This window comes from Streptomyces sp. NPDC057543, from assembly GCF_042801895.1.
Taxonomy (GTDB): Bacteria; Actinomycetota; Actinomycetes; order Streptomycetales; family Streptomycetaceae; genus Streptomyces.
In genome coordinates this window covers 1-24883 of record NZ_JBHVFF010000108.1, presented here as the reverse complement: position 1 = coordinate 24883, position 24883 = coordinate 1, and the positions used below count along the sequence as shown (strand labels likewise).

Genomic DNA, 24883 nt, shown 5'->3' with positions numbered 1-24883 from the left:
GCCGTGCCGGGAGACCTGACGGGCGCGGACTCACCGCTCCTCGGCCTGCTGTCCCCAGTCGATCAGGTAGTGCTTCAGCTGTGCGTCCTCCTTCACCAGGCGCATGCCGACGGCTGTCATGACGTGCTGGGACGCGAGGTTGTCCAGGTCGGTGTCACCGTGCGCGCAGCTCACCCCTTGAGCGCGGGCGAACAGCAGCAGCGCGCGCAGCGCCTCGGAGGCGTACCCCATTCCCTGCGCCGAGGGAACGAGGCCGTAGCCGATCGTGACGTGGCCGTTCTCGTCCGGGGCGCCGTGGAATCCCAGCCCGCCGATCACCACTCCGTCCTCGCGTCGGCATATCTCGTACGAACCGAAGGGGCTGGGATCCCCCGTCGTCGCGCAGGCGCCGAGGAAGCGCTCGGCCGCGGCCATCTCGCCGGGGGACGGGTATCCGGGCGCCCAGCGGGCACCGTCACCGGGTTTGCCGGCCATCACGTGCAGGCAGTCGGAGGCGCTCATGAGGCGGAGCAGGAGGCGGGGAGTCCCAAGGTCGGTCATGACCGAGTGAAGTATCACGCGGGGCGGGCGGACGGCATCCGGATTGTCCGAGAGGAGTGTCCGGTGCGTAGCGGGACGGGATCCGTCCGGGGTCCGGGGCCTTCCGGGCCTGGGACGGCGGAACGCGCTGCTGCGGCAGGCGTCCGACCCGGCACTCACCGCGGCCGAGGGCGCCCTCCTGACGGAATGACTGAATCGCCTGTCGAACGCCCCGCGCGACCGCTGAGGGCCCCTCGCGATCGTCAGCCGTCGGTCCCGATCGTCAGCCGTCGGCCCTACGGCCCGCGTCGACGTCGAAGTCCCCGGAGAACGCCGCAGCCATCCGCAGATGACCGGTCGCCTCCGCACTCCGCCCCTGGCGCTCAAGCGTCCGGCCGAGCATCAGCCGGGCATACGGCTCCACCGGGTCGCGCTCCAGAACCGCCCGCAGCTCCGTCTCGGCCCTGCCGAGCCGGGCCGAGTGGTAGTAGGTCCGCGCCAGCAGCAGCCGCGGGGAGACCTGCTCCGGTACTTCCTCGACGAGTCCTTCCAGGATGCGGGCCGCAGTCATGTACTCCTTCGCCTCGAAGAACATCTGCGCACGGTCCCAGCGGTCGGCGGCCGTGCCGAACTCGAAATAGGTGTCGCTCACTTGACCTCTGACCTCCTCGTTCGCGGACCGCCCCCGAATCGTTCCGGGACCCGTCCTGCCACTGGCCCAGCCATACGCTCAGCCATGCTCCAGTCACCGGAACACGGCACGTTGGTTGAATATTCCACTAAATAATCGGCGTGGGTACCGGCAGCCCGGACCCCCACGGGAATAGGTTGAGCGTCATGAGCAATCTCGATCGCCAGGCCGCACTCTCCGTCTGCGGAGGACGGGGCTTCGTCGTCGCCGAACCCGTACGTGAACTTCTCACCCCTCGCCGTGTCCAGCTGGGTGAGTCCACCGAGGTCCGCAGGCTGCTGCCCAATCTGGGCCGTCGGATGGTCGGCGCATGGGCCTTTGTCGATCATTACGGTCCCGACGACATCGCCGGCGAACCCGGGATGCAAGTGCCGCCCCATCCTCACATGGGCCTCCAGACGGTCAGCTGGTTGCACGACGGCGAGGTCCTGCACCGGGACAGCCTCGGCAGCCTCCGGACGATCCGCCCGCGCGAGCTGGGACTGATGACCTCCGGCCGGGCCATCAGTCATTCCGAGGAGAGCCCGAAGCTCCACGCGAGGTTTCTGCACGGAGCGCAGCTCTGGGTGGCCCTGCCGGAAGCCCACCGTCACGTCGAACCGCACTTCCAGCACCACACCGAACTGCCGACCGTCACTGCCGCCGGCCTCACCGCCACCCTGATCCTGGGTGAACTCGACGGCGCCACCTCGCCCGGCACCGCGTACACCCCGATCGTCGGCGCCGACGTGTCCCTCTCCGACGGCGCCGAGGCCCGCCTGCCGCTCGACCCCGACTTCGAGTACGCGGTGCTCTCGATGTCCGGCCAGGCCGAGGTCGACGGCGTACCCATGCTGCCCGGCTCCATGCTCTACCTCGGCTGCGGCCGCACCGAACTCCCCTTGCGTGCGGACACCGACGCGGGCCTCATGCTCCTCGGCGGCGAGCCCTTCGAGGAGGAGATCGTCATGTGGTGGAACTTCATCGGCCGGTCCCACGAGGAAGTCGAGGAGGCGCGGAGGGACTGGATGTCGACCACTCGCTTTGGCGAGGTGAAGGGCTACGACGGCGATCGGCTGCTCGCCCCCGAACTGCCGCCTGTTGCCCTGAAACCGCGAGGTCGGGTGCGCTGACCTGGTGTGATGCGTTCGCTCTGCTCGTCCGCCGTGTGCCCTCGCTGTGTCCCTTCGCCGGTACGGCGAGGGGACACGGTTGCGCCTGGCATGGATCGGCTCCTCGGGTGTTTGGTACGTGCAGGTGTTGGCGCCCCGCCGTGCGCGCAACTGCCCGCAGGAGGCGCCAGGACCACTCACCTGACGAACGTGCAGTCGGAAGCGCAGCGGCCTGACTGCCCGCGCCGGGGCACGCAGGCAGGACGACGGGGGTGAACCTCTGATGGCTGGTACCAGCGGCATCCTCTCGCCCGTCTCGGCCCAGCCGGTCTACGGCCGTGTCTGGACCTCCGCGAACCTCGACCTCCTCGCCCCACCCGTCGGGTCGTGGGTGGCTGTGCCCGGCTGCGAGATCACCCTCCCGCAGGCCGGTACGTACGAGGTGACCGCCGAGGCCGAGGGCTCGATCAACCAAGGCGGGCAGTCCGGGCAGGGCACGGTCATCTGCACCAGGCTCTTCAACACCACCGCCGGGGCCGTCGTCCGAACGGGGCGCGGATCACGGTGAGCAACAGCAATGCCGCCGCACCCGGCGCGCTCGCCAACGGCGCGCACGCGACACACCAGTACGAGGTGTCAGCTGACGCACGGGCATGTCCGGCAGATTGATGCCGCCTCATGTCCGCTCGCAGCTCCACTGTTGATCATTGACCGTCGGCGGGGCCGTTCAATCCTTGAAAGGACGCACCTGCCCGGCCGTGTCCGCTGCCGCCTGATCGGCGGTTCCCTGAGCACCATCCAGTGAGCTGAGGCGCGCTTACCGAGGTAACACCTGGTAACGCTGTCCTGGTGTCACCTGACGTCGGCGTCGGGTCCGTCCGGGCCCGAGCACGCGGGCGAGGTCTCGCGCTTGCTCATTCGCGCCGACGTCACCACCACCGCAACCAGCACGGTGAGCGGCAGCCAATGACCCCCGCAGCCCGGTCACCGGGGTCCCGGCCGGTGGACGGCGAGACGTTTGCGCGCCTCGGTGTACGCTTCCGCATCGATCTCGCCGGAGGCGAAGCGGCGGTCGAGGATCTCCTCCGGCGTTTCCCTCGGTGTATTTCGGGGCTCCGTGGCGTCGTGGCGACCAGCCGAGTGCTGCGTCAGACGCATGACCGCCCACACCGCAAGGCTGATCAATGCGATCCACAGTACGGGCATGAGGGCCATCCAGGCCCAGCCACCATTCCAATACATCACCGTGGCTCACCTCCTGGGGACTCTTCCACTATCCACGCGTACCGGTAGTGCGCCAGTGCCCATTGGCCTCGCTCTTCGGGCCGTTCGGGCCCTCTGGCGTCCACATGGTGGATGTTCGGTCCCTCGCCGGTCACCCACGGGCCGGGGCGGGTCCGGCCAGCCGCATCCGGCCGGGTCGTACAGCGGTAGCCGTGACCTGGGCGTCAGCCTTCTTGCAGCGAGGGCTTACTTGGTGGCTCCCCTTCGTCGGCATGCGTACGGGATACAAAGAATCCACACCGGCTTCGATTATGGGCGATGCCGCCGGCTTCCTCTCTCCGATCCTGTGTCACCGTTCCGGGCCTCGCCGCCTGGCCCGCATGGGCGTAGGGCACCTGCCCGGGTCACTTCCACCAGGTGCTTCTCGGCGCGCGGCCACTAACGTGGAGGTGTGGCCGGTCCCGGGATGTGCGGGGCGAGACGGAGGCACCGTGGGCGACAGCGGAACGGAACGCTGCGGCGAGGAGCGCCATCGGCTGGGCACGTTGCCGAAGGACCTCCAGGGGCGCCTCGACACCGTGAAGCGCGGTCCGGTCGAGGCGGCCGTCCTGTTGGACGCCGTCATGTCAGTGGGCAGGGGGCTCGACCTGCCCCAGGTGCTGCACCGCATCGTCGAGGCTGCGGTCATTGTGGTCGATGCCGAGTACGGAGCCCTGGGAGTCATTGGTGAGGGAACCCGGCTCACGCAGTTCCTGCCGGTGGGCATCACGGGGGAGCAGCGTGGGGCCATCGGCCCACTGCCCGAAGGCCACGGCATCCTCGGCGAACTGATCCGCCATCCCGAGCCGTTGCGGCTCACGGAGATCTCCGAGCATCCGCCGTCCTACGGGTTTCCGCCGAACCATCCCCCGATGCACTCGTTCCTGGGGGTCCCCATCCGGGTCCGCGACAAGGTGTTCGGCAACCTGTATCTCACCGAGAAGCGGGGCGACCGGGCATTCGACGCCGAGGACGAGACCGTGCTCTCGACACTCGCGGTGGCGGCGGGAGTCGCCATCGAGAACGCCCGTCTGTACGCGGAGACACGCGACCGTCAACGCTGGCAGGAAGCCAACAGCGAGATCGTCGGGGGCCTCCTGAACGGAGAGGACGACGCACACATCCTGCACATGATCGTCGATCACTCCGCGCGTATTCTCGGCGCGGATCTTGGCGTCCTGGCACTTCCCGCCGGTTCCGAGGGAAGGTCCCTCCGTGTGGTGATGGCATCGGGTGTGGACGCCGAGATGCATCGCGGTCTGGTCCTGCCACGTGAGGGATCGTTCGTCGGCGCGGCTCTCGACGCGGGCGAGCCGATTACCAGCCTGGATGTCGCACATGATCCGAGGATCACCGAAGGCCCCCCGAGGTGGCCCGGGCTCGGCCCGGCTGTCGCGGTCCCGATGGTTACGGGGGAGCGGACCCGTGGGGTACTGCTGCTGGCCCGGGTACGGAACCGTCCCGCGTTCACGGACGCGGAGACCATGCCCCTACTGGCGTTCGCCGGACAGGCGGCTCTGGCGATGGAACTCACCGAACGGCGCGAGTCCGCCGAGCAGATCGCTCTGCTGGAGGAACGCGACCGCATCGCCAGGGATCTGCACGACCTGGCCATTCAACGGCTGTTCGCCACCGGGATGACGCTGCAGAGCGTGGTGCGGCTCGTGGAACAGCCACAGGCGAGCGAGCGGCTGCTGCGTGCGGTGGACGATCTGGACGAGACCATCAAGATCATCCGGTCCACCATCTTCGGGCTCCGTGCCCGTGACTCGGGCCGTACCGGCCAGGGCCTGCGCGCCCGGACGGCGACCACGGTCGAGCAGGCCGCCCGGACCCTGGGCTTCCAGCCGTCCCTGCGGATGGGCGGGCTGATCGATACGGATGTGCCGGCCGAGACGGCCGAGCAGGTGATTGCGGTCCTCGGCGAGGCGCTGAGCAACGTCGCCCGCCACGCACGGGCGACGGCGGTGGACATCTCGCTGGCGGTGGGAAAAGGGGAGGTGAACCTGGTCGTGTCCGACAACGGAGTGGGCATGCCCGAGCACAGCGGTTCCCGAAGCGGGCTCGACAACCTCGCACGGCGCGCCGCGAGACTCGGCGGCGAGATGAACGTGGGGGCGTCCGCGCAGGGCGGCACCCGGCTGACCTGGCGGGTACCGTTGCGGCTCGCCTGATGTGGCACGGTGTCGCGCGGGGTGCTTCGAGAGGCGCCGTACGGTTTCGAGGGGCCTTGCGCTCAGATCTGATGGCGCCCGGCACCGGGCGGGGAGGATTCCGTGGCGTGCGCGGCGATTACGGCCGCCTGGATGCGGCGCTCGACGCCGAGCTTGGCCAGCAGCCGGGAGATGTGGTTCTTGACCGTTTTCTCCGACAGATAGAGGCGTTTGCCGATCTGGCTGTTGGTCAGTCCTTCACCGATCAGCGCGAGGACGTCCTTCTCCCGCGGGGACAGCCCGGACAGCGCGTCGTCCTCCTCGGGGCCGGTACTGGATTCCTCCTCACGCAGGCTGTTCATCAGCCGCGCCGTGGTCGACGGGTCGAGGGTCGAGCGCCCGGAAGCCAGGGTGCGGACGGCGGTGACGAGGTCCGCACCCTTGATCTCCTTGAGTACGTAGCCGGCCGCGCCGGCCATGATGGCGTCGAGCAGCGCTTCGTCGTCGTCGAACGAGGTGAGCATCAGGCAGGCCAGTTCCGGCATCCGCGAGCGCAGCTCACGGCAGACCGTGATCCCGTCGCCGTCCGGCAGCCGCACGTCGAGAATCGCCACGTCGGGGCGGAGTGCCGGGCCGCGGGCCAGTGCGTGATCGGCTGTGCCGGCGTCGCCGACGACCTGGATGTCGGGTTCCGCGTCGAGAAGGTCCTGCACACCGCGCCTGACGACCTCGTGGTCGTCCAGCAGGAACACGCGGATCGGATTCTGAGCCGAGAACCCTGTCTCGTCGCTCATGGTGGCCCTCCTCGCTGTCAAGGGTGGCAGAGTCCCAGTCCCGCCTTGTTCATAGTGGGTTCGCGCAGGAGCAACTCAGTTCATAGTGGGTTCGCGCAGGAGGAACTCACCAGGGCCGAACGGTCCCATGCCCCGGACCGTTCAGTCTTCGGAGGCGTCGGCCCCGGGACCGTACAGCTGCAGCAGCCTCTTCCGTGTTCCGTACAGTCGTTCCGCCACCGTCTCGGCGACGTACTTGTAGACCGCCCGGCCCAGCACCGCATCGGCCTCGCACAGCGAGCGGACGGCCGCGGCATCGAATTCCACGGCCTGTCCCGCTCGGATCACATGCGCACCCAGGTGCCACACATGCGGGGGGAACAGCCAGGACCAGCCCAGCAGATCGTCCTGTCCCAGCGTCTCGATGACCGCCGCACGCCGCCCGGGCACATGGAGGTCGACCTCGACCCGTCCGGAGCGGATGACCCAGAAGCGGTCGGCCCTTCTGCCTTCCTCGAAGAGCCGTGCGTCGAGGACCAGCGGCACTTCATGGGCCGCCTCGTCGAACAAACGGGCCCGGCTCTCGGGCGGGATCACGTCGAACAGACTCCTGGCCGTTGACATGGAGCCTCCGTTCCTGGCCGACGGTGTGCACCCGACCGCCTGTTCTGAACGATATGCGCGCTTTCGGAGGGGCGCTCGGCCGTGCCCCGTGGTGCCCTACGGAGTGCACGCCGGGCCGATACGCTGTGGGTCGGTGGGCCGCCCGCGACATCGTGCGCCTGGACCCTGCCGTGGACCGATCGTGGCGTCACGTCGAGGGATCTCGGGGTCCGGCACCGGTCGGGGCGGCGTGGCTGTCGAGCACACGAATGCGGCGCCCGGTCATGCGGGTGGGGGTGATGGTCATCCATACATTCCGTGGACCGCCCGCCCACGGAGTGGTGTAGGCGAGTTCGTCCAGTCTGCGTGAGGCTTCCGGGTCGGTGACGGTCGCCGCCGTACCGGCGAGAAGTACGCTCCACCCCTGGCTCAGCGCCTCGTCGATGTGATCCACCTCGAAGGCCACCGGGTGGTCCGACGCGGTGGCCGGCAGCGTGTTGGGAGCACAGCGATAGGCGATCCGGTCACCATCGACGACGTAGTTGACCGGCAGGATGGCCGGCCCGTCGTCCGTCGTCACACCGATCCGGCCCACTCCGTGGGTGGACAACAGCCGGCGGCACTCCTGGGGGTCGAGTTCGAGCAATTCGGTGTGATAGCCGGCGCGGCCTATGCCCGGCGGCAGCTCCGTCGTGCTGCCGGTCAGCTCGGCCACGGTGGTCTCCAGCGCCTGAGCCAGCCGCAGCAGAAACCCGATGCCGGGTGTGGCCTGCCGCTCCTCGACGTACTGGACGTATCCGGGCGCCGATCCGGCCCGCTCGGCCACCTCCTCACGGCTGAGCCCCAGTTGCTCGCGGCGCATCGCCACCCGGCGGCCCAGGTCTCCCGGCGGGAATGCGTCCGGCGTGCTGTCCGATGAGTGACTTTCTCCGTGCGCCATGCTCCACACATCCTTCATGGGGTCCGGGTTCGGGTCCGGTCCGGCGGTCGGGCCAGTCGCTGTTCTGCGTGCTGTTCCGCCACTCCATCGTGTGCCACCGGGCAGCACGGCGCATGGGCCGACCGGCCCGTTCCCGCGGCCCGCTCAGCCCATGCCGCGGACCACACAGGATGTACAGGATGGTGGCAAGCGCTCCTGCCCACAGGTTCGCGATCCACGACGGGCAAGGGGGGCGATACAGCAGGGGAATGAGGCCGGATCACGACTGAAGAAGTGCCCCCTGGAACAGGCCAAGGACACAGCACGCCCAGCACCCCGGGGGCTGCCGATCCGTGCCTCGGATCGCATCCAGTGCTGGGGCAGGGTGCTCTTGGTCGTGATCTTCCTACTGGCGGCGCCCCTGGCACCGCCGTTCGTCCCTCGCTCGGATCCGGATGGCCCCTCGGCAGGGCCACATCCGTTCCCCGGCCAGGCGGATGCCGGACCATCGAGGTCTAGGCGGATGCCTGGCTTTCGAGCCGGCAGTCCACGTTGACGACGCCTTCCACGGATTGAGCGAGGCGGGCGGCAACGGGAATGAGGGTGGCGTCGTGGATCCGACCGGTGAGTGTGGCGACACCGCGGGTGACGCTGACCTTCACGTTTTGGTGCGCGGCGGGGAACAGCCGGTCGACGACCTCGTGGCGTATTTCCGCGGCGAGGTCGTCGTCGGAACGCAGGAAGATCTTGAGGAGATCGGCGCGACTGACGATGCCCTTGAGGTTGCCGTCGGCGTCGACGACCGGGAGGCGCTTGACGTGCTGGTCGGCCATCAGCCGAGCAGCCTGCGGGAGGGGCACGTCAGGGTTCACCGTGATGGCGGGACTCGTCATCAGTTCCTCGGCCCGGACCGCGCCGGCTTTGGCGGTGTCCCCCGGTCGGTACATCTGCTCGATCAAGCCAAGACTGTGCCCGTGGAATTCCTCCTTGGGGAGCAGATCGGCTTCGGAGACGACGCCGACGACATGGCCCTCGCCTTCGATGACGGGCACGGCGGTGACCTTCCAATGTTTCATGCAGGCGGCGATCTCCTTGAATTCCGTGTCACGGGTGATGGCCATGACGTTCTTCGTCATGACGTCGTTGACTGTGTACCGGGCGGAGGTCATGGCAGGTTCCTCGATGGGTGCGGGCGAGCGGCCGACGCGGCGCCCCCGCACCGCGCACGACGATGACGACGGCATTGCGTGGATTGGACAGGGGCCGGTGGAGGACCCCCTTCTTCGGTGGGTGGCAGCCAGCCGTCTTCACCATCACACCCCTGGCCCCGGGGCGGGATGGGCCCGACAGGCCACGGCGGGGACCGACCGGCCCATGCGGGGCAGGCACGCGCCAGGTCAGCATGAGGGGGAACCTCACCGGAGGAGACACAGGAAGAGGGGCGACGTCATGAAGGCACTTGTTTTCCAGGGCCCGGGGCAGACCGCATGGCAGGACGTTCCGGACCCCTCGGTCAAGGACGCTGCCGACGCCGTCATCCGCGTCGACGTCGTTACCATCTGCGGCACCGACCTGCACATTCTCAAGGGCGACGTGCCCGAGGTGGCTCCCGGCCGGGTGCTGGGGCACGAAGCCGTCGGCACCGTGGTCGAGGCCGGGGCCGACGTGCGTACGGTCCGTCCCGGCGACCGTGTACTGATCTCGTGCATATCCGCGTGCGGCCGCTGCCGCTTCTGCCGTGAGGGCCACTACGGGCAGTGCCGTGGCGGTGGCGGCTGGATGCTCGGCCACACCATCGACGGCACCCAGGCCGAATACGTACGAGTGCCCTTCGCCGACCTGTCCGTGCACTCCTTGCCGGCTTCTGTCGACAGCTATGACGGCGTGCTGCTTGCCGACATCTTCCCGACCGCCTACGAGGTCGGTGTGCTGAACGGCGGCGTACGGCCCGGGCGACACCGTCGTCGTGGTCGGAGTCGGCCCCATCGGGCTCGCCGCCATCGTCGGCGCGGGCCTCTACAGCCCGGGACGTGTCATCGCCGTCGACCTCGCCGAATCCCGGCTGGCCGCCGCGCGCTTCACGTTCTGTTACCGCGGGCACCGGGACATCCGCGTGAGCTCCTTCCGGGCCGGGTGGGGATTCGCGTGCCCCACTCGCGACTCATTGCCCCCTCTGCCCGTGTGTCTGCCCGGAGAGCGGCTGGTGTCCGTGGCCGCGGGGGAGCAACGTTGGTTCTGTCTGCCGCTGTGGTGACCCCTTGCGGATTCCGTGCGGTCCGTCGTGACGACGATGGTCGGCACAGCGCGCGCCTGACGGCCGCGAGCCCGAGAATGGAGTAGCCCCCCAGCTGGTTCCGGAGGTGCATGGCGTGAATGCCGTACACGGACAGCAACGAACCTCAATTGTGGCCCCTGAACGTGCAGCCAAGCCCGATCGCCTCTTCGACAGGGAGGACGAATGGGCAGCCTTGGTGTCATTCTCGACTGATCCGCGTCCGGGAACGGGCCTGGGCGTCGTCATGGGGCGGCCCCGCCAGGGCAAGACGCTGCTGCTGGAGTCGGTGGCACGAGCCGCGGGAGGGTTCTATTTCTGCGGACAGGAAGCCACCGAAGCCGAGTCCTTGCGCAGGGTGGGCGAGGAGTATGCGCGATACCGGCAGGTCGCACAGCCCAGCCACTGGCGTGATTGGAAGGAAGGAATCGATGCCTTGCTGGCGCTGGGTGACGCCAGGCCACTGCCCGTCATCATCGACTCGTTCCCTGACCTCGTTGCGGCGAGCCCAGCCTTGCCGTCCGTCATCCACGGTGCCCTCCGGCACCTCGACCGAGCGCCCCTGGAAAGCCGTGCGCGATTGCTGCTCGGTGGTGAGACCGCACCGGTCATGACCCGGCTGTTCGCACAGTCTTCGCCGTTGCACGCCCTCGCCGCTCTGAAGCTCGACATCCAGCCCCTGGACTTCCGCAGGGCGGCGCAGCTGTGGGGCATCGACGACCCGGGGCTCGCCTTCCTCGTCTACACGGTCGTAGGCGGGACGCCCGCCTATCGGTACGACTACGTGGGCGACGACGTTCCCGTCGATCGCGATGACTTCGATGCCTGGGTCTGCCGCACCATCCTGAATCCGTGCACACCACTGTTCCACGAGGCTCGCCACCTCCTCGATGAGGAGATCGGGCCCTGGAGTCACGGGGCTTGTCACTCCGTACTCGCCGCCCTGGCCAAAGGCTGCACGACCCACGGCGAAATAGCCACCTTCCTGGGACAGCAACTCACTGATGCCTTGCGCGCACTTGTCCTCCTCCGTGACCACGGTGTGCTCCAATCGCAGGCGGACGGACTGCAGCCGGGGATCACGCGTCATAGCATCGCGGACTCGCTCCTCGCGTTCGAGTACGCCGTGGCGCGGCCGCGCAGGGCCGCTCTTGAGCAGAGCGAGGCCGAGACGTTGTGGGAAGACGCGAGAACGGATTTCAACTCTCTCGTCGCCGAACCCCGGTTCGCCCAGGTTTGCAGGGAGTGGGCGGCCCGTTTCGCCGACCCGGCCACCGTCGGTGCCGAACATGTCACGGCGTCCTACGGCTCCCTCAGCGACCCGTCGGCTCCGGCCGGACTCGATGCCGAGGTCGTGGTCCGCGGACGGGACGGTCACATGAGCGGCCCCCTTCTGTCGGTGGGGCTCGCACGATGGCATACCGGCATTGACATCCACCATTTGCAGCGTCTGCGGCGCATCTTGGACGGACTCGGCTCCCGTGAGGATGTCAGCCGCGTCCACCTGGCTCTCTACGGTGCTTCGGGGTTCAGCCCCGAGTTGCATGCGGCGCATGCGCGTGGCGAGGTCATGCTCGTTGATCTTGAGCGCCTGTACCGGGGCGCATAGCGGAGGCCGCTTCGCGATGACTTCGCATGGGCGATCACCCTTCCGGGCCGGCCCTGGCCATGGGCCGATCGGTCCCTCCCCGGTACGGCCCACTTGGCCCCGTGCTCCTGACTCCCTCGGTGCTGCGGCGATGACCCCCCGGGGAACGATCGTGGAAGCCGGACGCTTTCTCCGGCTCCGCGTCGCGCCGCTCCCGGAGTCGTGCCTGCGGAGCAGGTCGGCTTCGGACACGACGCCCACGGGGCATCCTTTCTCGTCCACGACGGGCACGGCGGTGACGCCGAACTCGTCGAGGAGCCGGGTGATCTCCTTGAACGTGGTGCCGCGCTGGACGCTGACGGCCGTGGGCGTCATGAGGTCACAGACGCTGCGATGCCTCATCGTCGCTCTCCATTCACGCGGGAACTTCGGACTCGAACCGGGCTGTCACGTTCACGACTCCCGGCACCGTGCGCGCGACACGCACCAGCACGTCACTGAGTGACGGGTCGGGGATGGCGCCGTTCAGATGGACGATGCCGTCGGACACATGGACGTACACGGTTGCCGAGCCCGCAGGGATGAGCTGAGTCGTGATCAGCTCGCGCAGCTCCTCTGCGATGTCTTCGTCCGGGCGGAGGTAGATCTTCAGCAGGTCACCCCGGCTGACCACACCCACGAGACGTCCGTCGTCGACGACCGGCAGCCGCTTGAGGTGGCCGCGGGCCGTCTGCTGCGACGCAGCGCAACGCCTCCCGATCGCCAAGCCTGCGGCCACTTGGCGTTCCACGGCTTGGTATCCCGTGTTCAGCCCGCCACCGGGCAATCCGGCCAGCCGCGACCGAGCCTCGTCCCAATTGAATTCGGCGCGGGTCCGCTCATAATCCTGGAGTTCGAAGGCGGCGCCGGGCCCGGGCTGCTTGTGGATGACGTGATGGTCCATGGCCGGATCCTTGTCCTCGCCCTGGAATCCTGAAGGAGATACTGCGGCGTATCGCTATGAGCGGCGATGTCAGCAGCGCGTCCTCACGGTTCTGCGGACAGTCCGTGCGCTGTCCACTGCGAGGAGGTGGGTACGGGGCCATCCATGGGTGCGGACACATGGCTCACGACCGCGACCACCCCGTCGAGCTGCTCGGCAAGGCAGGTCAGGATGGCGATCTGGCTCTGGTTCTCCAGCCGGCCTTCCAGGGTGACAACGCCGTCCACTGCATGGACGGTGACCACGTCGGCGCTGAGCCCCATGGTGTCCACGAGCACGTCCTCGACGAGGCGTCGTCGTATCTCCGCGTCGGGGCGCAGAAAGAGGCGCAGCAGGTCCCGGCGCGTGACGATGCCGACGAGTCTGTCCTCGTCGTCCACGACCGGGAGCCGCTCCACGCCACTGCGCATCATCAGCCGGGCGGCGTCCGGTGCGGTCTCGTGCGCGTGGACGGTCACCGCCGGTGTCGACATGACCTCGGCAGCGGTGAACTCCGCTCCGGATGAGAATGCGGTCCCGGTGGCGGCGTCAGGGACGTCGCCCGTCACGAGGTGCCTCGCCGCCTGACGGTTCAGCAGGTCGCTCTCGGAGACGATGCCGACGACCCGGTCCTCGTCGTCGAGCACGGGCAGTCCGCTGATGTTGTGCTGGGCGAGCAGCTTCGCGACCTCCTTGAAGGAGGTGACCGGGACGACCGAGACGACCTCTTCGGTCATCAGGTCTCCCACTTTGATGCGCTTCATGGAGGCGCCTCCTGCCATCTTGCAGACCCGCACGGACGCAGCGCCCGCCGGTTGTTCAGGGACCATGATCCGCCGGGCTGTACTGAGAGGAGGAGGGCCGAATGGGTTGTGGCCGGGACCGGTCGGACCCGGATCGGGCGTCCGGGCCCGTGCACGGCAGGATTCTCTCGACAGGGTCCATTGGGCCCCCGGGCGGTCCTGAGTGGCCCTCTCTCCGCAGGGGCCCGTGGTGCCAGCCTGAGAGTCGACCCTTCGGTGGCCCTCGGTGAGGAGGAACCATGAAAGGCACCACCGGCAGCCCGGAACTGGGCTCCGTCATCGTCGGTGTCGACGGCTCCGAGCCGGCCCGCCGGGCGGCATTGTGGGCAGCGGCCGAGGCCACTCGCCGTGAGAGCCCGCTGCGCATTGTCTACGCGGCAGACACGGACGGCCGGGTTCTCTACCTCTCGGCGGAGAGTATCGAGCGCGTTCGCAGCGCGGGCCGCGAACTACTGCGGGAAACCGCCGCTGCCGTCGCGGAACAGTATTCCGGTCTGCGCGTCACGACGGAGTTCAGCCGCGGCGCACCCGTTCCCAGCCTGCACCGGACCGCCGGCCTGCGCGGCACTGTCGTGGTGGGCAACCGCGGTCTCGGCGGGTTCAAGAACCTCATGCTCGGATCCGTCGGCCTGAAGGTCGCCGCAGGCGCCACGACGCCCGTCGTCGTGGTCAGGGGCACTGACAGCGGGGCCGAGACCGGAGTGGTGCTCGCCGCGGTCCGTGACGAGCACGACGCCGAATGCGCCCGCTACGCGGCGCGCGAAGCCGAGATCCGTGAGGCTTCGCTGCGGCTGTTGCACGTGTGGAACATTCTCGAATCCGCCGGACTCGCCGTGACCATGCTCGACGATGTCGAAGCGATCGCCGACGAACACGTCCACCGCCTGATGACCGTGACGGACCGGATCCGCGGCGAATTCCCGGACCTGAACGTGCAGGCGGAAGCCGAGAAGAGCCTGACCGTCGCCGGGGTCCTGGTGGAGGCATCGCGCCACGTGGATCTGCTGGTGATGGGCGGACGGCGATCGCCCGGTTTCATCGGCCCCACCCTCGGGCGGGCGACGCACAGCCTTCTGCACCACGCGTACTGCCCCGTGCAGCTCATTCCGCGGCACGGTTCCGGGCGTGGGAGTGAGTCGTGATGGGCACCGACGAATGCCGTGAACTCGTCATCGGTATCGATCCGGCCAGGAACTGGCACCTGTCATTGGCCTGGGCTGCTGACGAGGCGCATCGGCGCGGGCTGGAACTCCGGCTCGTCGTGGCCGTACCCCCGTCGCACGACCGGTATCACGGCGATGACAGCCCAGGCAGAAAGGCCATGCTCCCACCGTTGTGTTGAAGACGATCACCAGACCGATGACCATGCGCCGCCAGCGCGCTCGGCCGTATCGCCGCACTGCTCGACGGCACGCGCGAGCCGACACCACTGCAGCACCGTCTGGTCTCCCTGGGCCGCATCCTGGCCGTCGCCACCCTGGGACTGTGCCTGGTGGTCTTCGCCCTCGGGCTCGCACGTGGCTTGCCGACCGGAACCATGGCCGTGACGGCGATCAGCCTGGCCGTCGCGGCGGTTCCCGAGTCCTTGCCGGCCGTCGTGACCCTCGCGCTCGCACTGGGAGCCCGCCGCATGGCGGCCCGGCACGCACTCGTACGCAGGCTCCCCGCCGTGGAGACGCCCGGCTCTGTGACCGTTCTGGCCACAGACAAGACGGGCACCCTCACCGAAGGCCGCATGGTCGTCCAGCACGTATGGACACCGTCGGTCGCAGCGGACATCTTCGGAGTGGGATACGAATCCCAGGGGGATATCCAAGTGGATGGCAGGCAGCCGACACCCGCCGAGTTCGGCCCTGTCCGGGAGCTGCTGACCGTGGCGTCGTTGTGCAACGACGCCACTCTGCGGCCACCTCAGGGCCGCGCCGCCGATGAGGACCAGTGGACTGCGATCGGCGACCCCATGGAAGCCGCGCTCCTGGCAGCTGCGGCCAAAGCGGGCTGTGCGGATCAGGCGGAGCTCAGGAGGCTGTACCCCAGGACGTGGGAAGCGCCGTTCGATAGCCTGCGCAAGCGCATGTCCACGGTGCACCGAATGGCGTCGGGCGATCTGCTGGTGTGCCTGAAAGGGGCGCCGGAAGTGGTGCTCGACGCGACAGTCCTCGCCGACCGCAAGGACGTACTGATGGGCGCGAGACAACAGGCGGCGATCCTTGCTTCCCGTGGCTTCCGGGTCCTCGCAGTCGCGTCCACCGAATGTCGGAACGAACCGAACAGCGCAACCACGGTTGAGACGGGCCTGCGCCTGCTGGGCCTCGTCGCCATCAGCGATCCCCCGAAATCCGCGGCGGCCACCCCATCGCTACCTGGCCGCTCGGCTCACACCAAACGCAGTCCGGGAAATGAAGGCCGCGAAGGCGAAGCCATGAGACTGGTGCGAGTCCGTCAGGAAACCGACTGATGAGGCACCCGCGCACTCAGTTGCCGCCGGCCCGGCCTCACAGACAGGCCAGGTGCTCAAACCTCCACCATCCTCGCTTCGCCGGCTACGAGGCGCCGCACGATCTTCAACCGGGCCGGGCCACCAGTGCCCGGAACAAGGCGGCGGTCGGCGCGGGCTCACCGGGTGACTGAAACACGGTCACCGTCACATAGCGATGGCTGTGTAGAGCGAGGTGCTTCGGCGTTCAGTGAGGGCCGACACGGTACGGCCGCATCATCTCGTTGTCCTCGTGTTCGAGCATGTGGCAGTGCCACACGTACTGTCCCGCCCGGTCGAAGGTGGCCTTGACCCGGGTGATGGCGTGCGGATAGGCGATCACCGTGTCCTTGAAACCGCTTTCCCAGGGCTCTGGCGGTCTTGCGCTGCGTCCAGTGCTCTGCCGGTCGACGACCTGGAACTGAACCTCGTGGATGTGGATCGGGTGGGCATCTTTGGTGGAGTTGTGTATTTCCCAGATCTCGGTCGCCCCGAGCGCCGGGTTCTCCGTGATGGGATCGCCCCATCCCATGGGGGTCGGCTTTCCGTGCCGGTCCACGGTGCCGAGCATCACCATGCGGGGGCCCACACCCCGCAGGACCGCGGAGTTCTGCTCCTGCAAGGAGACCTGTCGCGTGTGGCTCGCTGGACCCAGTGCTTCGAACGGCGGAAGGGCGAGGTGGGCGGGGGGCACGGTCCTGTCCGGCGTCGCGAGCGGTCGTGCCACGGTGAATTTCATGACCTGTCCAGTGGTCCCGGGGGTTGCCGGCCGGAAGTCTGTGCCTGCTTTCCCGCCCCTGAACGGTTCGTCGGGGCCCTCGTTGATGAGGTACAGATCAGTGCCGACCGGGATCGAGGTGAAGTCGACGACGACGTCGGCGCGTTCGGCGGGGGCGGTGAGCAGTTGGTGGCGCTGTACGGGTGCGGGCAGGAAGCCTCCCTCCGAACCGATCTGCCAGAAGGGGAGTACCGGGTCTGCGGGGCGAGAGGCCATCGGGTCGGTGACGATCTTGAGGATCAGGAAGCGTGCGTTGCAGCCGTTGAGAAACCGCAGGCGATAGCGGCGCGGTTCGACGGAGAGAGTGGGCCAGGTACGGCCGTTGGTCACCAGCGTGTTGCCGAAGAACTCCGGGTTCCAGATGGGGGAGATGTCACTGTCGGGGATGTAGGGCCCGTTGAAGTGGTCGAAGGATGCGCGGCTCGCCGGGTAGAACAGGCTGCCGTCGGTGGAGAACGACCGGTCCTGGATGACGACCGGGATCTCGTAGTAGTGCCTTCCCGGGGGGTCGCCGAGTTTCGGCGCCGGCCCCGGAAGCACACCGTCCGGGAGATCGGAGGGTCCGCCGCGTAGGAGGTAGAAGCCCGCCAGCCCCGCGTAGACGTTCAGGCGAGTGACCCCCAGGGCGTGGTCATGGAACCAAGAGGTGGCGGCACGCTCCTGGTTGGCGTACTGGAATACGGCGGCTCCAGGCTCCCAAGCTATATCGAACTGGTTCTCGAATAATGTCCTGAACTGTTCATAGAAGGTGCCCATCCGTGCGTATCCGTCGGGAATGTCGGATGCGCGGGGTAGATACCACGCCTCGGGGTAGCCGTCGCTCTCCTGCGTGTTGTGCCCCCCGTGCAGGTGGGTCACGATCGGCACGGGTCCGGTATAGGGGCCGGGTGTCGAGGTGAAGGTCGGTCGCGTATCACGCCGTGAGATGCCGCCTTCGGGGTTGGCCCAGTGCAGTGTGGGGTCCACCGGCAGCAGGTGCGGCAGATGCTTGCCGTGGCGGTCGAGCAACTGGTTCACCCACGTGACCCGTGCGGCCCGGCCGAAGGTCGCCTCGACGGTGTGTGACGGGTAGGAGAAGCTTCCCGGGTGCCGGGTCGACCCGTATCCCCACACCGTTGTGGCCGGCATACCGGTCGGCAGGATCTGCTGCCGGAACTGCTGAGCGCCGATCGTGTAGTGGTCGACACGTCCTGCCTCGTCCCTCTCGGCCCAGGGCATGACCGGCGGGACGGCCAGCTCGGTGACGTACTTGTCGATGAGCGTCGGGTCCAGGACGCGGCTGGGGATCCCCGGCCGGACCCGTGCGGAGGTAGATCCGGTGGGGATGAAGAGGCAGGTTCCGCCGACGAGGCCGGCCTTGATGAATTGTCGCCTTGTGGCCATCTGCGTCCTCCCGGACACGGCCCCCCATCGGCTGTAGTCCCAGAAACCGTTCCAGTGTTTCCGACACAACGAAGAAGGGCCACTCGGAAGGTGGCGGACCAAGATCTTCGTGCAGGCGCAGCGTTTCAGTTCGCCCGGCTCTCCACGCCGTGGCGTTCACGACGCATGGCTTACAACGGTGGCGACGGTCGGCTTGATCAAGGAGACTGGTACGGCCGGGGCGGGGTTCAGCAGCAGCGCAGTCACGACACTGCCCCCGCAGCGTAGAGGTCGAGTGTCCACGCCGCCGGAGGGAACTTCATCCAGCCGATGCCTTTGCTGGTCGCGACCGCCCGCACGGCGGAGCCGGACCGGCTGCTGTGGGACGCAGTGTCTGGAGAGAACTTCAGCCAAGCTCCATGCGCACGTCCACGACGCCTTCCACCGCGCGAATGGCCCGAGCCAGAAGTGGCACCAGGGAACGGTTCCGGAGAGCTCCCCGAAGGGTGACGACACCATCCAGCACCGAGAATTCCACCCGGTCCGAGGGAGAGAGTTCGGCGACAACAGCGGATCGGATCTCCTCGTCGATCTCCTCGTCCGAGCGCAGGAACACCTTCAACAGGTCGCTGCGGCTCACGACGCCCTCCAGCATGCCGAGATTGTTCACGACGGGCAGTCGTTTCACTCGCTTGCGCGCCATGATGCGGGCGGCCTCGTCGAGCGTGGCGTCGGGGTGGACGGTGACGGCCGGACTCGACATCAGCTCCTCGGCCAGCACCGCGTCGACCTTTGACGCCTCCTCCAGCTGGTCGGGCAGCTTCGGGGCGTCCTGCCGGAATTCCTCCTTCGGCAGCAGGTCCGCCTCGGAGACGACCCCGACGACGCGGCCCTCGCCTTCGAGGACCGGCAAGGCGCTGACTTTCCATTGATGCATCAGCCCGACGATCTCCTTGTACGAGGCATTGCGGCCGATGGCCACGGCGGTGTGGGTCATGACGTCGCTGACGGTGTACCGGAATGCAGCCATGGGGTGCTCCTCGGGCGTGACTCCTGGGTGGTGGCACGACGGCGTACTCACACGAACCCGCCGCTGCCATGAGGGGCGTAGAGATCCAGCAGACGGATTCGAGTGGCCTGCAATCGGTGGGCGAGTACCTGCCCAACCCAGTGGCCGATGGCCGAGCCGAAGGCGGGGTCCGCGTCCATCATCATGCGTACGGTCGTCGCGTCGAACTCTTGGGTACGGACAGGTGTCATGGCCTCTGCTCCGAGGTGCCAGATGGAGGGCTCGAACAGCCAGGCCCGGCCGACCAGTTCGCCGGAGCCGAGGCTTTCGATCGCTGCCGGGGGGCTGCCGGGTACGCGGATGTCCAGCGTGACGGTGCCCGAACGCAGGATCCAGAAGCGGTCTGTGTGGTCTCCTTCTTGGAAGAGGCGGGTTCGCTGGGCGAAACTGACCTCCTGCCCGATCTGCATCAGGCGGGCACGGTACTGGGCAGGCAGGGCTGCGGTGATGCGAGTCGCAGAAGCGCTCATCGGTGGCCTCCTCTGTAGCCTCCGGCTTCAGCATCGCCGGACAGCCGGTTCACGGACATGGGTCCACCGGGTCCTCCCGAGGTCCCGTCCGGCCCTGGGCTGGAGCTCATCTGACGGATCTGCCGGCCGAGGTCACTCCTTGCACCCGATTGCGAGATCCGATCAGACGGCTCTGTGAGCGTCCCCCATCAGATTCTTCTCGATGTATCGACGGACATCTACGGCGAGTGAGCTGAGGCGTCCTGAGAGTTCCGCCTTCGGCGCGGTGGGCTCCCTTATGGTGCGGGCCCTGGGCGGTAGTGCCGCGAGGTCGGCCATGAACCTTTGCCGGGCCGTGTCCAGCTCGGCACGTTCTGAAACGCGTCGCCCCTCCCGCATGACCGACTCCAACAGCGGGACGCCATCCGGTGGCGGCTGCTCCTCGACGAGGGCTATGAGATCCGCGTATCCCGGTCTTCGGTACACCTGCTTGCGCCCCGGCGCTGTCACCTTGGCCGAGGACAGTTTCATCACAGGCCGGCTGTCGTACTCGACGAGCTTGTATGCGGAATCCAGGTAGGGGGCATCTGCACAGACGCCGATCCGGGTGCCGACCGCGTACGTATCGATGGGCACTTCGGAGCGGACCAGACGGTCCACGGCGAACTCGTCGAGACCACCGCTCGCCACGATCCGTGTCTGCTGGAGGCCGACGGCATCGAGGATGGTCCGCGCCTGTACGGCCAGCGCTCCGAGGTCACCGCTGTCCAGCCGGATGGCGCAGCCCGGGCCGAGGCCCAGATCGCGAAGTACATGCGCCGCTGTCGCCACGCCTCTCACGGTGTCGTAGGTGTCCACGAGAAACGTCACCGGGCCCGGATGGGAGCGGGCGAATGCCTTGAACGCTTCCTCCTCGGTACCGAAGGCCTCGATGTACGAGTGGGCCATCGTGCCGACTGCGGTCAGGCCCTCGGAGTGAGCCGCCGCCACATTGCTGGTTCCGGCGAATCCGACCAGGGCGCCCAGCCGGGCGGCCCGGTGTCCGGCTTCGATGCCGTGAGTGCGGCGCAGGGAGAAGTCCACGACCGGGTGTCCGGCGGCGGCCAGGACACACCGGGCGCATTTGGAGGCGACGGCGGTCTGGTGGTTGAGCTGGTTGAGTACGTAGGTTTCAACGAGCTGGGCCTGCGGGAGGGGGGCAGTGATTTCCAGTAGGGGTTCTCCGGCCAGCACGATGCGCCCTTCGGGCACTGCCCGGACCTCGCCTTGGAATTCCAGGCCAAGCAGCGGCGCCAGTTCCTCGGGCCGTCGTCCCAGCACGGAGGCGAAGACGTCCACGTCATCTGCGTCGACACGGTAGGCGGAGAGGAAATCGAGGACCGAATCCAGCCCGGCACAGACAAGGAAGCCTCGGTCCGGTGGCAGATCGCGCACGAAGAGACTGAACGTCGCCGAACGGGTCATGCCCTCGCGCAGATACGACTGGGCCATCGTGACCTCGTAGAGGTCGGTGCTCGTGGCATTCGTCATCACGGAACCTCCCTCCCCGTCGCGTCATCCCCTCCGGGACCGCCGCCCGCCCCCCGCGCGCTCGCGCCCGCACCACCCTGCACCCCTCTCTCCACTATCGGCCGCCTGCGTCTCGTGGGCCAGCCAGACGCCGGGACGGCAACCAGCACTGTTGAGTCTCTCTTGCAACTGTCAAGGAGCACGTCGTGCGTGCGGACCACCCGGACTACGAAGGAGGGGGCCGAACGTTCCGTATCCGGGCCGAACGGGTCCTCACGAACGGCCCGTTCCAGTGCAACTGTGAGGGCAGGTACGCCTTACCTGGTCGAGTGGAAGGCGGTGGAAATGATGAAGCTGCCCCTGGTCTCGGGTGTGGACGGATCGGAGACCAGCCTGCGTGCAGTCGACTGGGCCGTCGATGAAGCGGCTCTTCATGGGCTGCCGCTGCGGCTGGTGTACGCGTCCAGGTGGGAGCAGTACGAGGGCGCCGCGCCGACGCTCGGCCCGGGCCGCCCTTCGGAGCGGGCGCTCGCCGACAGCATCGTCGAAACTGCCGCTGAGCGTGCCTGCCGCCGTCATCCGGACGTCGACGTCCTCGGTCGAGGTGACGCCCGAGGACGCGGTGATCGCCCTTCTGAACGAGGGACGCACAGCCCAGGCGCTGATCAGGTCGAGCAGGACCACTTCCCCCGCGGTCGGAAGATGCTCGGCATAGCGCTGGAAATACCACTGGCCGCGCTCGCGCTCGGTGGGCCGCGGCAGCGCGACGATACGTGCCACTCGGGGATTGAGGTGTTCGGTGACGCGTCGCTGCGACGGAGCGCTGGGCGGCCGCCAGCCCGGCCTCCGTGTCGAGGCCGCGCCGGTACGCCGTGACCGCGAGGTGCCCGAGGGCGTCATCGAGCGTCGACGCGGCAGCCAGCTCACGGGCGGCGCGACACCATGGCTCTGGCCCGGGTCACTCCCGCGACCCATCCCGCTCCCACCGGGACCTCCCCTCCGGAGAGTCCCCCTGCGGGCTCAGCGGAGGCGCCGAGTTGTGCGACGTGGGCGGGCCTCGTGGCTGTCCGCTGCCGGTCACTGATCAGCCGGACTGATGCGCCGCCCTGTGAGGCGCGTGGGACGGATCGATACCCACGTCTCGCGTTCGCCTCCTGCCCAGGGCGTGGTATGGGCGCGGTCGGCAAGCTGCCGCAGTGCGTCGGGCTCCGTAACGATCCGCGCAGGGCCTACGGCAAGCACGCTCCATCCCTGGCTCATGGCCTCGTCCAGGCGGTCGACCTCGAATGCGACGTCTGTTCCCCCGGCTGTCGCAGGCACTGAGTCAGGCGCGGTCCGGAAAGCGATCGTGTCATCGATGACCTCGTAGTTCACTGGAAAGACTGCCGGGCCATCGGGTGTTGACACCGCGATGCGTCCTACGCCGTGTGTGGAGAGCAGGGCGCGGCATTCGCCGGGGTCGAGGTCCTGCAGCCGGGGGTGCAGGAGCGCCTGGCCCTGGCCGGGGGGCAGATCGATGCCGCCTCCGCGCAGGGCTGCGACGGTGGTGCCGAGTGCGTCGGCCAGGCTGATGAGACTCGCCAGGCTCGGGTCGGCCGGCTGTTGTTCGAGGTATGCCAGGTACTCCGGCGCCATTCTGGCGCGGCGGGCCGTTTCTGCGCGGCTGAGCCCCTGCCGCTCGCGTTCCGTGGCCACGCGCCGGCCGATGTCGCCGGGGTTGGGCGCGCCATCGAGCCGGACCTCGGCGGACTCGGCACCGGCCTCGGCCATGCCGGGCCGGGATGGCTCACGGGATCTGTCGGGACTGTGCTCAAGGTGTCGGATATGGGCGTCGGGCCCGGGGAACACGAGCGTCACCTGGTCGGTATCCGACCAGTGCACGTCGTAGGGAGGAGTTCCGTCCTCGTGGTGCAGTCCGACAATCTCGCCGTCGCGCCTGTCGGCGCCGGTGGCCGGGCTTTCGACAACAAGCTGATCGCCGAGGTGAGCTCGCATGATCGCCGCCAATTCCTCATCATGTTGCTGTACCCAACGTGCCACGCGTGGCGTATCACCGCACGGGATGAGAAGCCGTGTTTCCGTACGGCCGAGCGGGCTGGTACCGGGCCCACCGGTCCACCGACGAGCCTGGCCGGCTCATCCGCGCGACTCGCGGCGACAGGTCCTGACCCGCTCGATGGCAATCACCGACCGTCACATTCCGTAGGGAGAAGCCGCATGCATCACCGATCGGTCGCAGAGCTCATGACCAGGGACGTCGTCCGGGCACGGCGTGACCTGCCGTTCAAAGAGATCGTCAAGCTGCTGGCGGAGAACGCTGTCACCGCGGTACCCGTGGTCGATGAACTGGATCGCCCCATGGGTGTCGTGTCCGAGGCCGACTTGCTGCGCAAGTCTTCCGACCAGGCCGATCCGTCCGGCCTGACGCCGATTCCGCATCTGGAGGCGTGGGAGCGGGCCAAGGCGGAGGGGGCCAGGGCGGAGGAACTGATGTCGGCTCCCGCGGTGTGTGCGCGTCCGGAGTGGACCGTGGTCGAGGCAGCCCGCCTCATGGAGGTGCAAAACGTCAAACGGCTTCCCGTCGTGGACGAGACGGACAAGTTGCTGGGCATCGTCAGCCGTAGTGACCTGCTGCGGGTCTTCCTGCGCCGTGACGACGCCATCTACGAGGAAATCAACCGGGACGTCCTCCAGCGGACGATGGGTCTGGCCCCCTCGGAGGTGACGGTCGAAGTACGCGAGGGACAGGTCGCCCTCGGCGGATCCGTCGAGTTCAAGAGCCTGATCCCCATCATCGAACGGCTGTGCCGGAGTGTTGACGGTGTGGTCTCCGTCGCTGAGCGTGTCGCTTACCGGACCGACGACATTCGGACTTCCCGCACCGGCACGTGAGACATTCGGGCCCCGCGATCCGCCTCACCGCGCACCGCGGCGGAAGGGCAGTCTGCATGGGCGCAAGACAAGGCTGACCGAGCCCGGAGCACGCCCGCAAGGAGGAGTGGCTCATCGTGCCGGATTGCCTTGCCGACAGACCCTTCCACCCTTTCAGGGAGCGCCCCGCAACCCGTCGATGTCCGACCACCAGGTGGAATGACCACCGTTCTTCCTCCTTGCGCGAATTCTGTGCACCTACGAGTCCCGCCGAATCAGGGTCCGCATGCGACACCAGGAGATTTGCGGTACTTCTCGAATGAGGAGAAACCGTGCTCGGCGCCTCGGCGCGGATGTTCGCACCATCGATTACCTCTCATCCTTGGTCTGGCTGGTTACAGACAAGGGCATAAGGACGGCAGAGGATTGGGCAGGTGGCCTCGCTCCTCGTCGTTCCACCGGTTACGAGACTTACGAGACGGAGGCGGTCGTCATGGAGCCGGTCGTCACCGTGGGCCTCGACGGCTCACCCGAGAGCCTTGCCGCTGCCCGTTGGGCCGCCGACGAAGCCGAGCGGCGCAAGCTCACGCTGCGGCTGCTGCACGCGTGGCCTCTGCTGGTGCCGGAACCGACCCACGTCCCTGCGGAGATGGACCAGAACTACTGGGCGAGGCGGATCGTGCACAAGGCGCGGGCGGAGCTCCAGGCACGCCACCCGGGTCTTTCCGTCGTC

At 68.0% G+C, this 24883-nt stretch carries 23 protein-coding genes and 5 pseudogenes; 12 read left to right on the top strand and 16 right to left on the bottom strand.

Features of this window, described 5'->3' with window-relative positions; translation table 11 throughout:
* Positions 1-30: 30 nt before the first annotated feature.
* Positions 31-540 carry a GNAT family N-acetyltransferase gene (locus tag ACFU8Q_RS19565; protein ID WP_384455266.1) on the bottom strand — a complete coding sequence of 170 codons (510 nt, stop codon included), beginning with the start codon at positions 538-540 and terminating at the stop codon, positions 31-33.
* Positions 541-802: 262 nt separating this feature from the next.
* Positions 803-1171, bottom strand: a complete 369-nt coding sequence (locus ACFU8Q_RS19560; protein ID WP_384455263.1) for a tetratricopeptide repeat protein — start codon at positions 1169-1171, stop codon at positions 803-805.
* Positions 1172-1356: 185 nt separating this feature from the next.
* On the opposite strand from ACFU8Q_RS19560, the gene ACFU8Q_RS19555 reads away from it, so the two are divergent.
* Both ACFU8Q_RS19555 and ACFU8Q_RS19550 read left to right on the top strand, forming a co-directional pair.
* On the top strand, positions 1357-2322 hold the full coding sequence (locus ACFU8Q_RS19555; protein ID WP_384455261.1) for a pirin family protein: 966 nt from the start codon (positions 1357-1359) through the stop codon (positions 2320-2322).
* A gap of 262 nt (positions 2323-2584) precedes the next feature.
* Complete coding sequence (locus tag ACFU8Q_RS19550) at positions 2585-2869, top strand: hypothetical protein (RefSeq protein ID WP_384455258.1); 285 nt, start codon at positions 2585-2587, stop codon at positions 2867-2869.
* Positions 2870-3285: 416 nt separating this feature from the next.
* Here ACFU8Q_RS19550 and ACFU8Q_RS19545 read toward each other — a convergent pair whose 3' ends face one another.
* Entirely contained in the window at positions 3286-3516 is a 231-nt protein-coding gene (locus tag ACFU8Q_RS19545) for an SHOCT domain-containing protein (RefSeq protein ID WP_384455255.1), read from the bottom strand.
* A 500-nt stretch (positions 3517-4016) separates the two neighbouring features.
* Here ACFU8Q_RS19545 and ACFU8Q_RS19540 point away from each other — a divergent pair, with 500 nt between their 5' ends.
* Positions 4017-5738 carry a GAF domain-containing protein gene (locus ACFU8Q_RS19540; RefSeq protein WP_384455252.1) on the top strand — a complete coding sequence of 574 codons (1722 nt, stop codon included), beginning with the start codon at positions 4017-4019 and terminating at the stop codon, positions 5736-5738.
* A 62-nt stretch (positions 5739-5800) separates the two neighbouring features.
* Here ACFU8Q_RS19540 and ACFU8Q_RS19535 read toward each other — a convergent pair whose 3' ends face one another.
* The 4 genes from ACFU8Q_RS19535 to ACFU8Q_RS19520 all read right to left on the bottom strand — a co-directional run bounded on the left by ACFU8Q_RS19535 (position 5801) and on the right by ACFU8Q_RS19520 (position 9181).
* Positions 5801-6511, bottom strand: coding sequence for a response regulator (locus ACFU8Q_RS19535; protein ID WP_384455249.1), 711 nt, complete (start codon positions 6509-6511; stop codon positions 5801-5803).
* A gap of 141 nt (positions 6512-6652) precedes the next feature.
* Positions 6653-7114: a Crp/Fnr family transcriptional regulator gene (locus tag ACFU8Q_RS19530; protein WP_384455246.1), complete on the bottom strand. Its 462-nt coding sequence runs from the start codon at positions 7112-7114 to the stop codon at positions 6653-6655.
* 187 nt (positions 7115-7301) lie between these two features.
* A complete protein-coding gene (locus tag ACFU8Q_RS19525) occupies positions 7302-8033 on the bottom strand; it encodes a helix-turn-helix domain-containing protein (RefSeq protein WP_384455244.1) in 732 nt (243 codons plus the stop codon).
* Positions 8034-8527: 494 nt separating this feature from the next.
* Positions 8528-9181 carry a CBS domain-containing protein gene (locus ACFU8Q_RS19520; RefSeq protein WP_384455242.1) on the bottom strand — a complete coding sequence of 218 codons (654 nt, stop codon included), beginning with the start codon at positions 9179-9181 and terminating at the stop codon, positions 8528-8530.
* Between the two features lie 280 nt (positions 9182-9461).
* Between ACFU8Q_RS19520 and ACFU8Q_RS19515 the strand changes: the two are divergent.
* Both ACFU8Q_RS19515 and ACFU8Q_RS19510 read left to right on the top strand, forming a co-directional pair.
* Positions 9462-10089: pseudogene (locus ACFU8Q_RS19515) on the top strand (alcohol dehydrogenase catalytic domain-containing protein); the annotation flags it as partial.
* Between the two features lie 292 nt (positions 10090-10381).
* A complete protein-coding gene (locus tag ACFU8Q_RS19510) occupies positions 10382-11893 on the top strand; it encodes an ATP-binding protein (protein ID WP_384455238.1) in 1512 nt (503 codons plus the stop codon).
* Between the two features lie 195 nt (positions 11894-12088).
* Here ACFU8Q_RS19510 and ACFU8Q_RS19505 read toward each other — a convergent pair.
* The 3 genes and pseudogenes from ACFU8Q_RS19505 to ACFU8Q_RS19495 form a co-directional block, all read right to left on the bottom strand.
* Positions 12089-12274 (bottom strand): annotated as a pseudogene (locus ACFU8Q_RS19505) (CBS domain-containing protein); the annotation flags it as partial.
* 13 nt (positions 12275-12287) lie between these two features.
* On the bottom strand, positions 12288-12815 hold the full coding sequence (locus ACFU8Q_RS19500) for a BON domain-containing protein (protein WP_384455235.1): 528 nt from the start codon (positions 12813-12815) through the stop codon (positions 12288-12290).
* Positions 12816-12898: 83 nt separating this feature from the next.
* On the bottom strand, positions 12899-13597 hold the full coding sequence (locus ACFU8Q_RS19495) for a CBS domain-containing protein (RefSeq protein ID WP_384455232.1): 699 nt from the start codon (positions 13595-13597) through the stop codon (positions 12899-12901).
* A gap of 278 nt (positions 13598-13875) precedes the next feature.
* On the opposite strand from ACFU8Q_RS19495, the gene ACFU8Q_RS19490 reads away from it, so the two are divergent.
* The 4 genes and pseudogenes from ACFU8Q_RS19490 to ACFU8Q_RS19475 all read left to right on the top strand — a co-directional run bounded on the left by ACFU8Q_RS19490 (position 13876) and on the right by ACFU8Q_RS19475 (position 16094).
* Complete coding sequence (locus tag ACFU8Q_RS19490; protein ID WP_384455229.1) at positions 13876-14778, top strand: universal stress protein; 903 nt, start codon at positions 13876-13878, stop codon at positions 14776-14778.
* Positions 14778-14978 carry a hypothetical protein gene (locus tag ACFU8Q_RS19485; RefSeq protein ID WP_384455226.1) on the top strand — a complete coding sequence of 67 codons (201 nt, stop codon included), beginning with the start codon at positions 14778-14780 and terminating at the stop codon, positions 14976-14978. The genes ACFU8Q_RS19490 and ACFU8Q_RS19485 overlap by 1 nt, the downstream gene beginning before the upstream one ends.
* A gap of 42 nt (positions 14979-15020) precedes the next feature.
* A pseudogene (locus tag ACFU8Q_RS19480) lies at positions 15021-15386 on the top strand (HAD-IC family P-type ATPase); the annotation flags it as partial.
* Positions 15372-16094: a hypothetical protein gene (locus ACFU8Q_RS19475; RefSeq protein ID WP_384455271.1), complete on the top strand. Its 723-nt coding sequence runs from the start codon at positions 15372-15374 to the stop codon at positions 16092-16094. The pseudogene ACFU8Q_RS19480 and the gene ACFU8Q_RS19475, both read left to right, overlap by 15 nt.
* Positions 16095-16320: 226 nt before the next feature.
* Here the strand turns inward: ACFU8Q_RS19475 and ACFU8Q_RS19470 are convergent, their stop codons facing one another.
* The 4 genes from ACFU8Q_RS19470 to ACFU8Q_RS19455 form a co-directional block, all read right to left on the bottom strand.
* The gene (locus ACFU8Q_RS19470; RefSeq protein WP_384455223.1) at positions 16321-18273 is read right to left on the bottom strand and encodes a multicopper oxidase family protein; all 1953 of its coding nucleotides are present in this window, start codon (positions 18271-18273) and stop codon (positions 16321-16323) included.
* A 385-nt stretch (positions 18274-18658) separates the two neighbouring features.
* On the bottom strand, positions 18659-19282 hold the full coding sequence (locus ACFU8Q_RS19465) for a CBS domain-containing protein (protein ID WP_384455220.1): 624 nt from the start codon (positions 19280-19282) through the stop codon (positions 18659-18661).
* 47 nt (positions 19283-19329) lie between these two features.
* Positions 19330-19791: a cyclic nucleotide-binding domain-containing protein gene (locus ACFU8Q_RS19460; protein WP_384455217.1), complete on the bottom strand. Its 462-nt coding sequence runs from the start codon at positions 19789-19791 to the stop codon at positions 19330-19332.
* Between the two features lie 162 nt (positions 19792-19953).
* Complete coding sequence (locus ACFU8Q_RS19455) at positions 19954-21300, bottom strand: nicotinate phosphoribosyltransferase (protein ID WP_384455214.1); 1347 nt, start codon at positions 21298-21300, stop codon at positions 19954-19956.
* Positions 21301-21624: 324 nt separating this feature from the next.
* Here ACFU8Q_RS19455 and ACFU8Q_RS19450 point away from each other — a divergent pair.
* Positions 21625-21792, top strand: a pseudogene (locus ACFU8Q_RS19450) (universal stress protein); the annotation flags it as partial.
* Between the two features lie 156 nt (positions 21793-21948).
* Here ACFU8Q_RS19450 and ACFU8Q_RS19445 read toward each other — a convergent pair.
* Both ACFU8Q_RS19445 and ACFU8Q_RS19440 read right to left on the bottom strand, forming a co-directional pair.
* Positions 21949-22089 (bottom strand): annotated as a pseudogene (locus ACFU8Q_RS19445) (polyphosphate kinase 2); the annotation flags it as partial.
* Positions 22090-22356: 267 nt separating this feature from the next.
* Complete coding sequence (locus tag ACFU8Q_RS19440) at positions 22357-23274, bottom strand: pyridoxamine 5'-phosphate oxidase family protein (protein WP_384455268.1); 918 nt, start codon at positions 23272-23274, stop codon at positions 22357-22359.
* 222 nt (positions 23275-23496) lie between these two features.
* On the opposite strand from ACFU8Q_RS19440, the gene ACFU8Q_RS19435 reads away from it, so the two are divergent.
* A complete protein-coding gene (locus tag ACFU8Q_RS19435; RefSeq protein WP_384455211.1) occupies positions 23497-24171 on the top strand; it encodes a CBS domain-containing protein in 675 nt (224 codons plus the stop codon).
* Between the two features lie 472 nt (positions 24172-24643).
* Positions 24644-24883 (top strand): universal stress protein (locus tag ACFU8Q_RS19430; protein WP_384455208.1); only part of this gene is annotated, 240 nt, incomplete at its 3' end.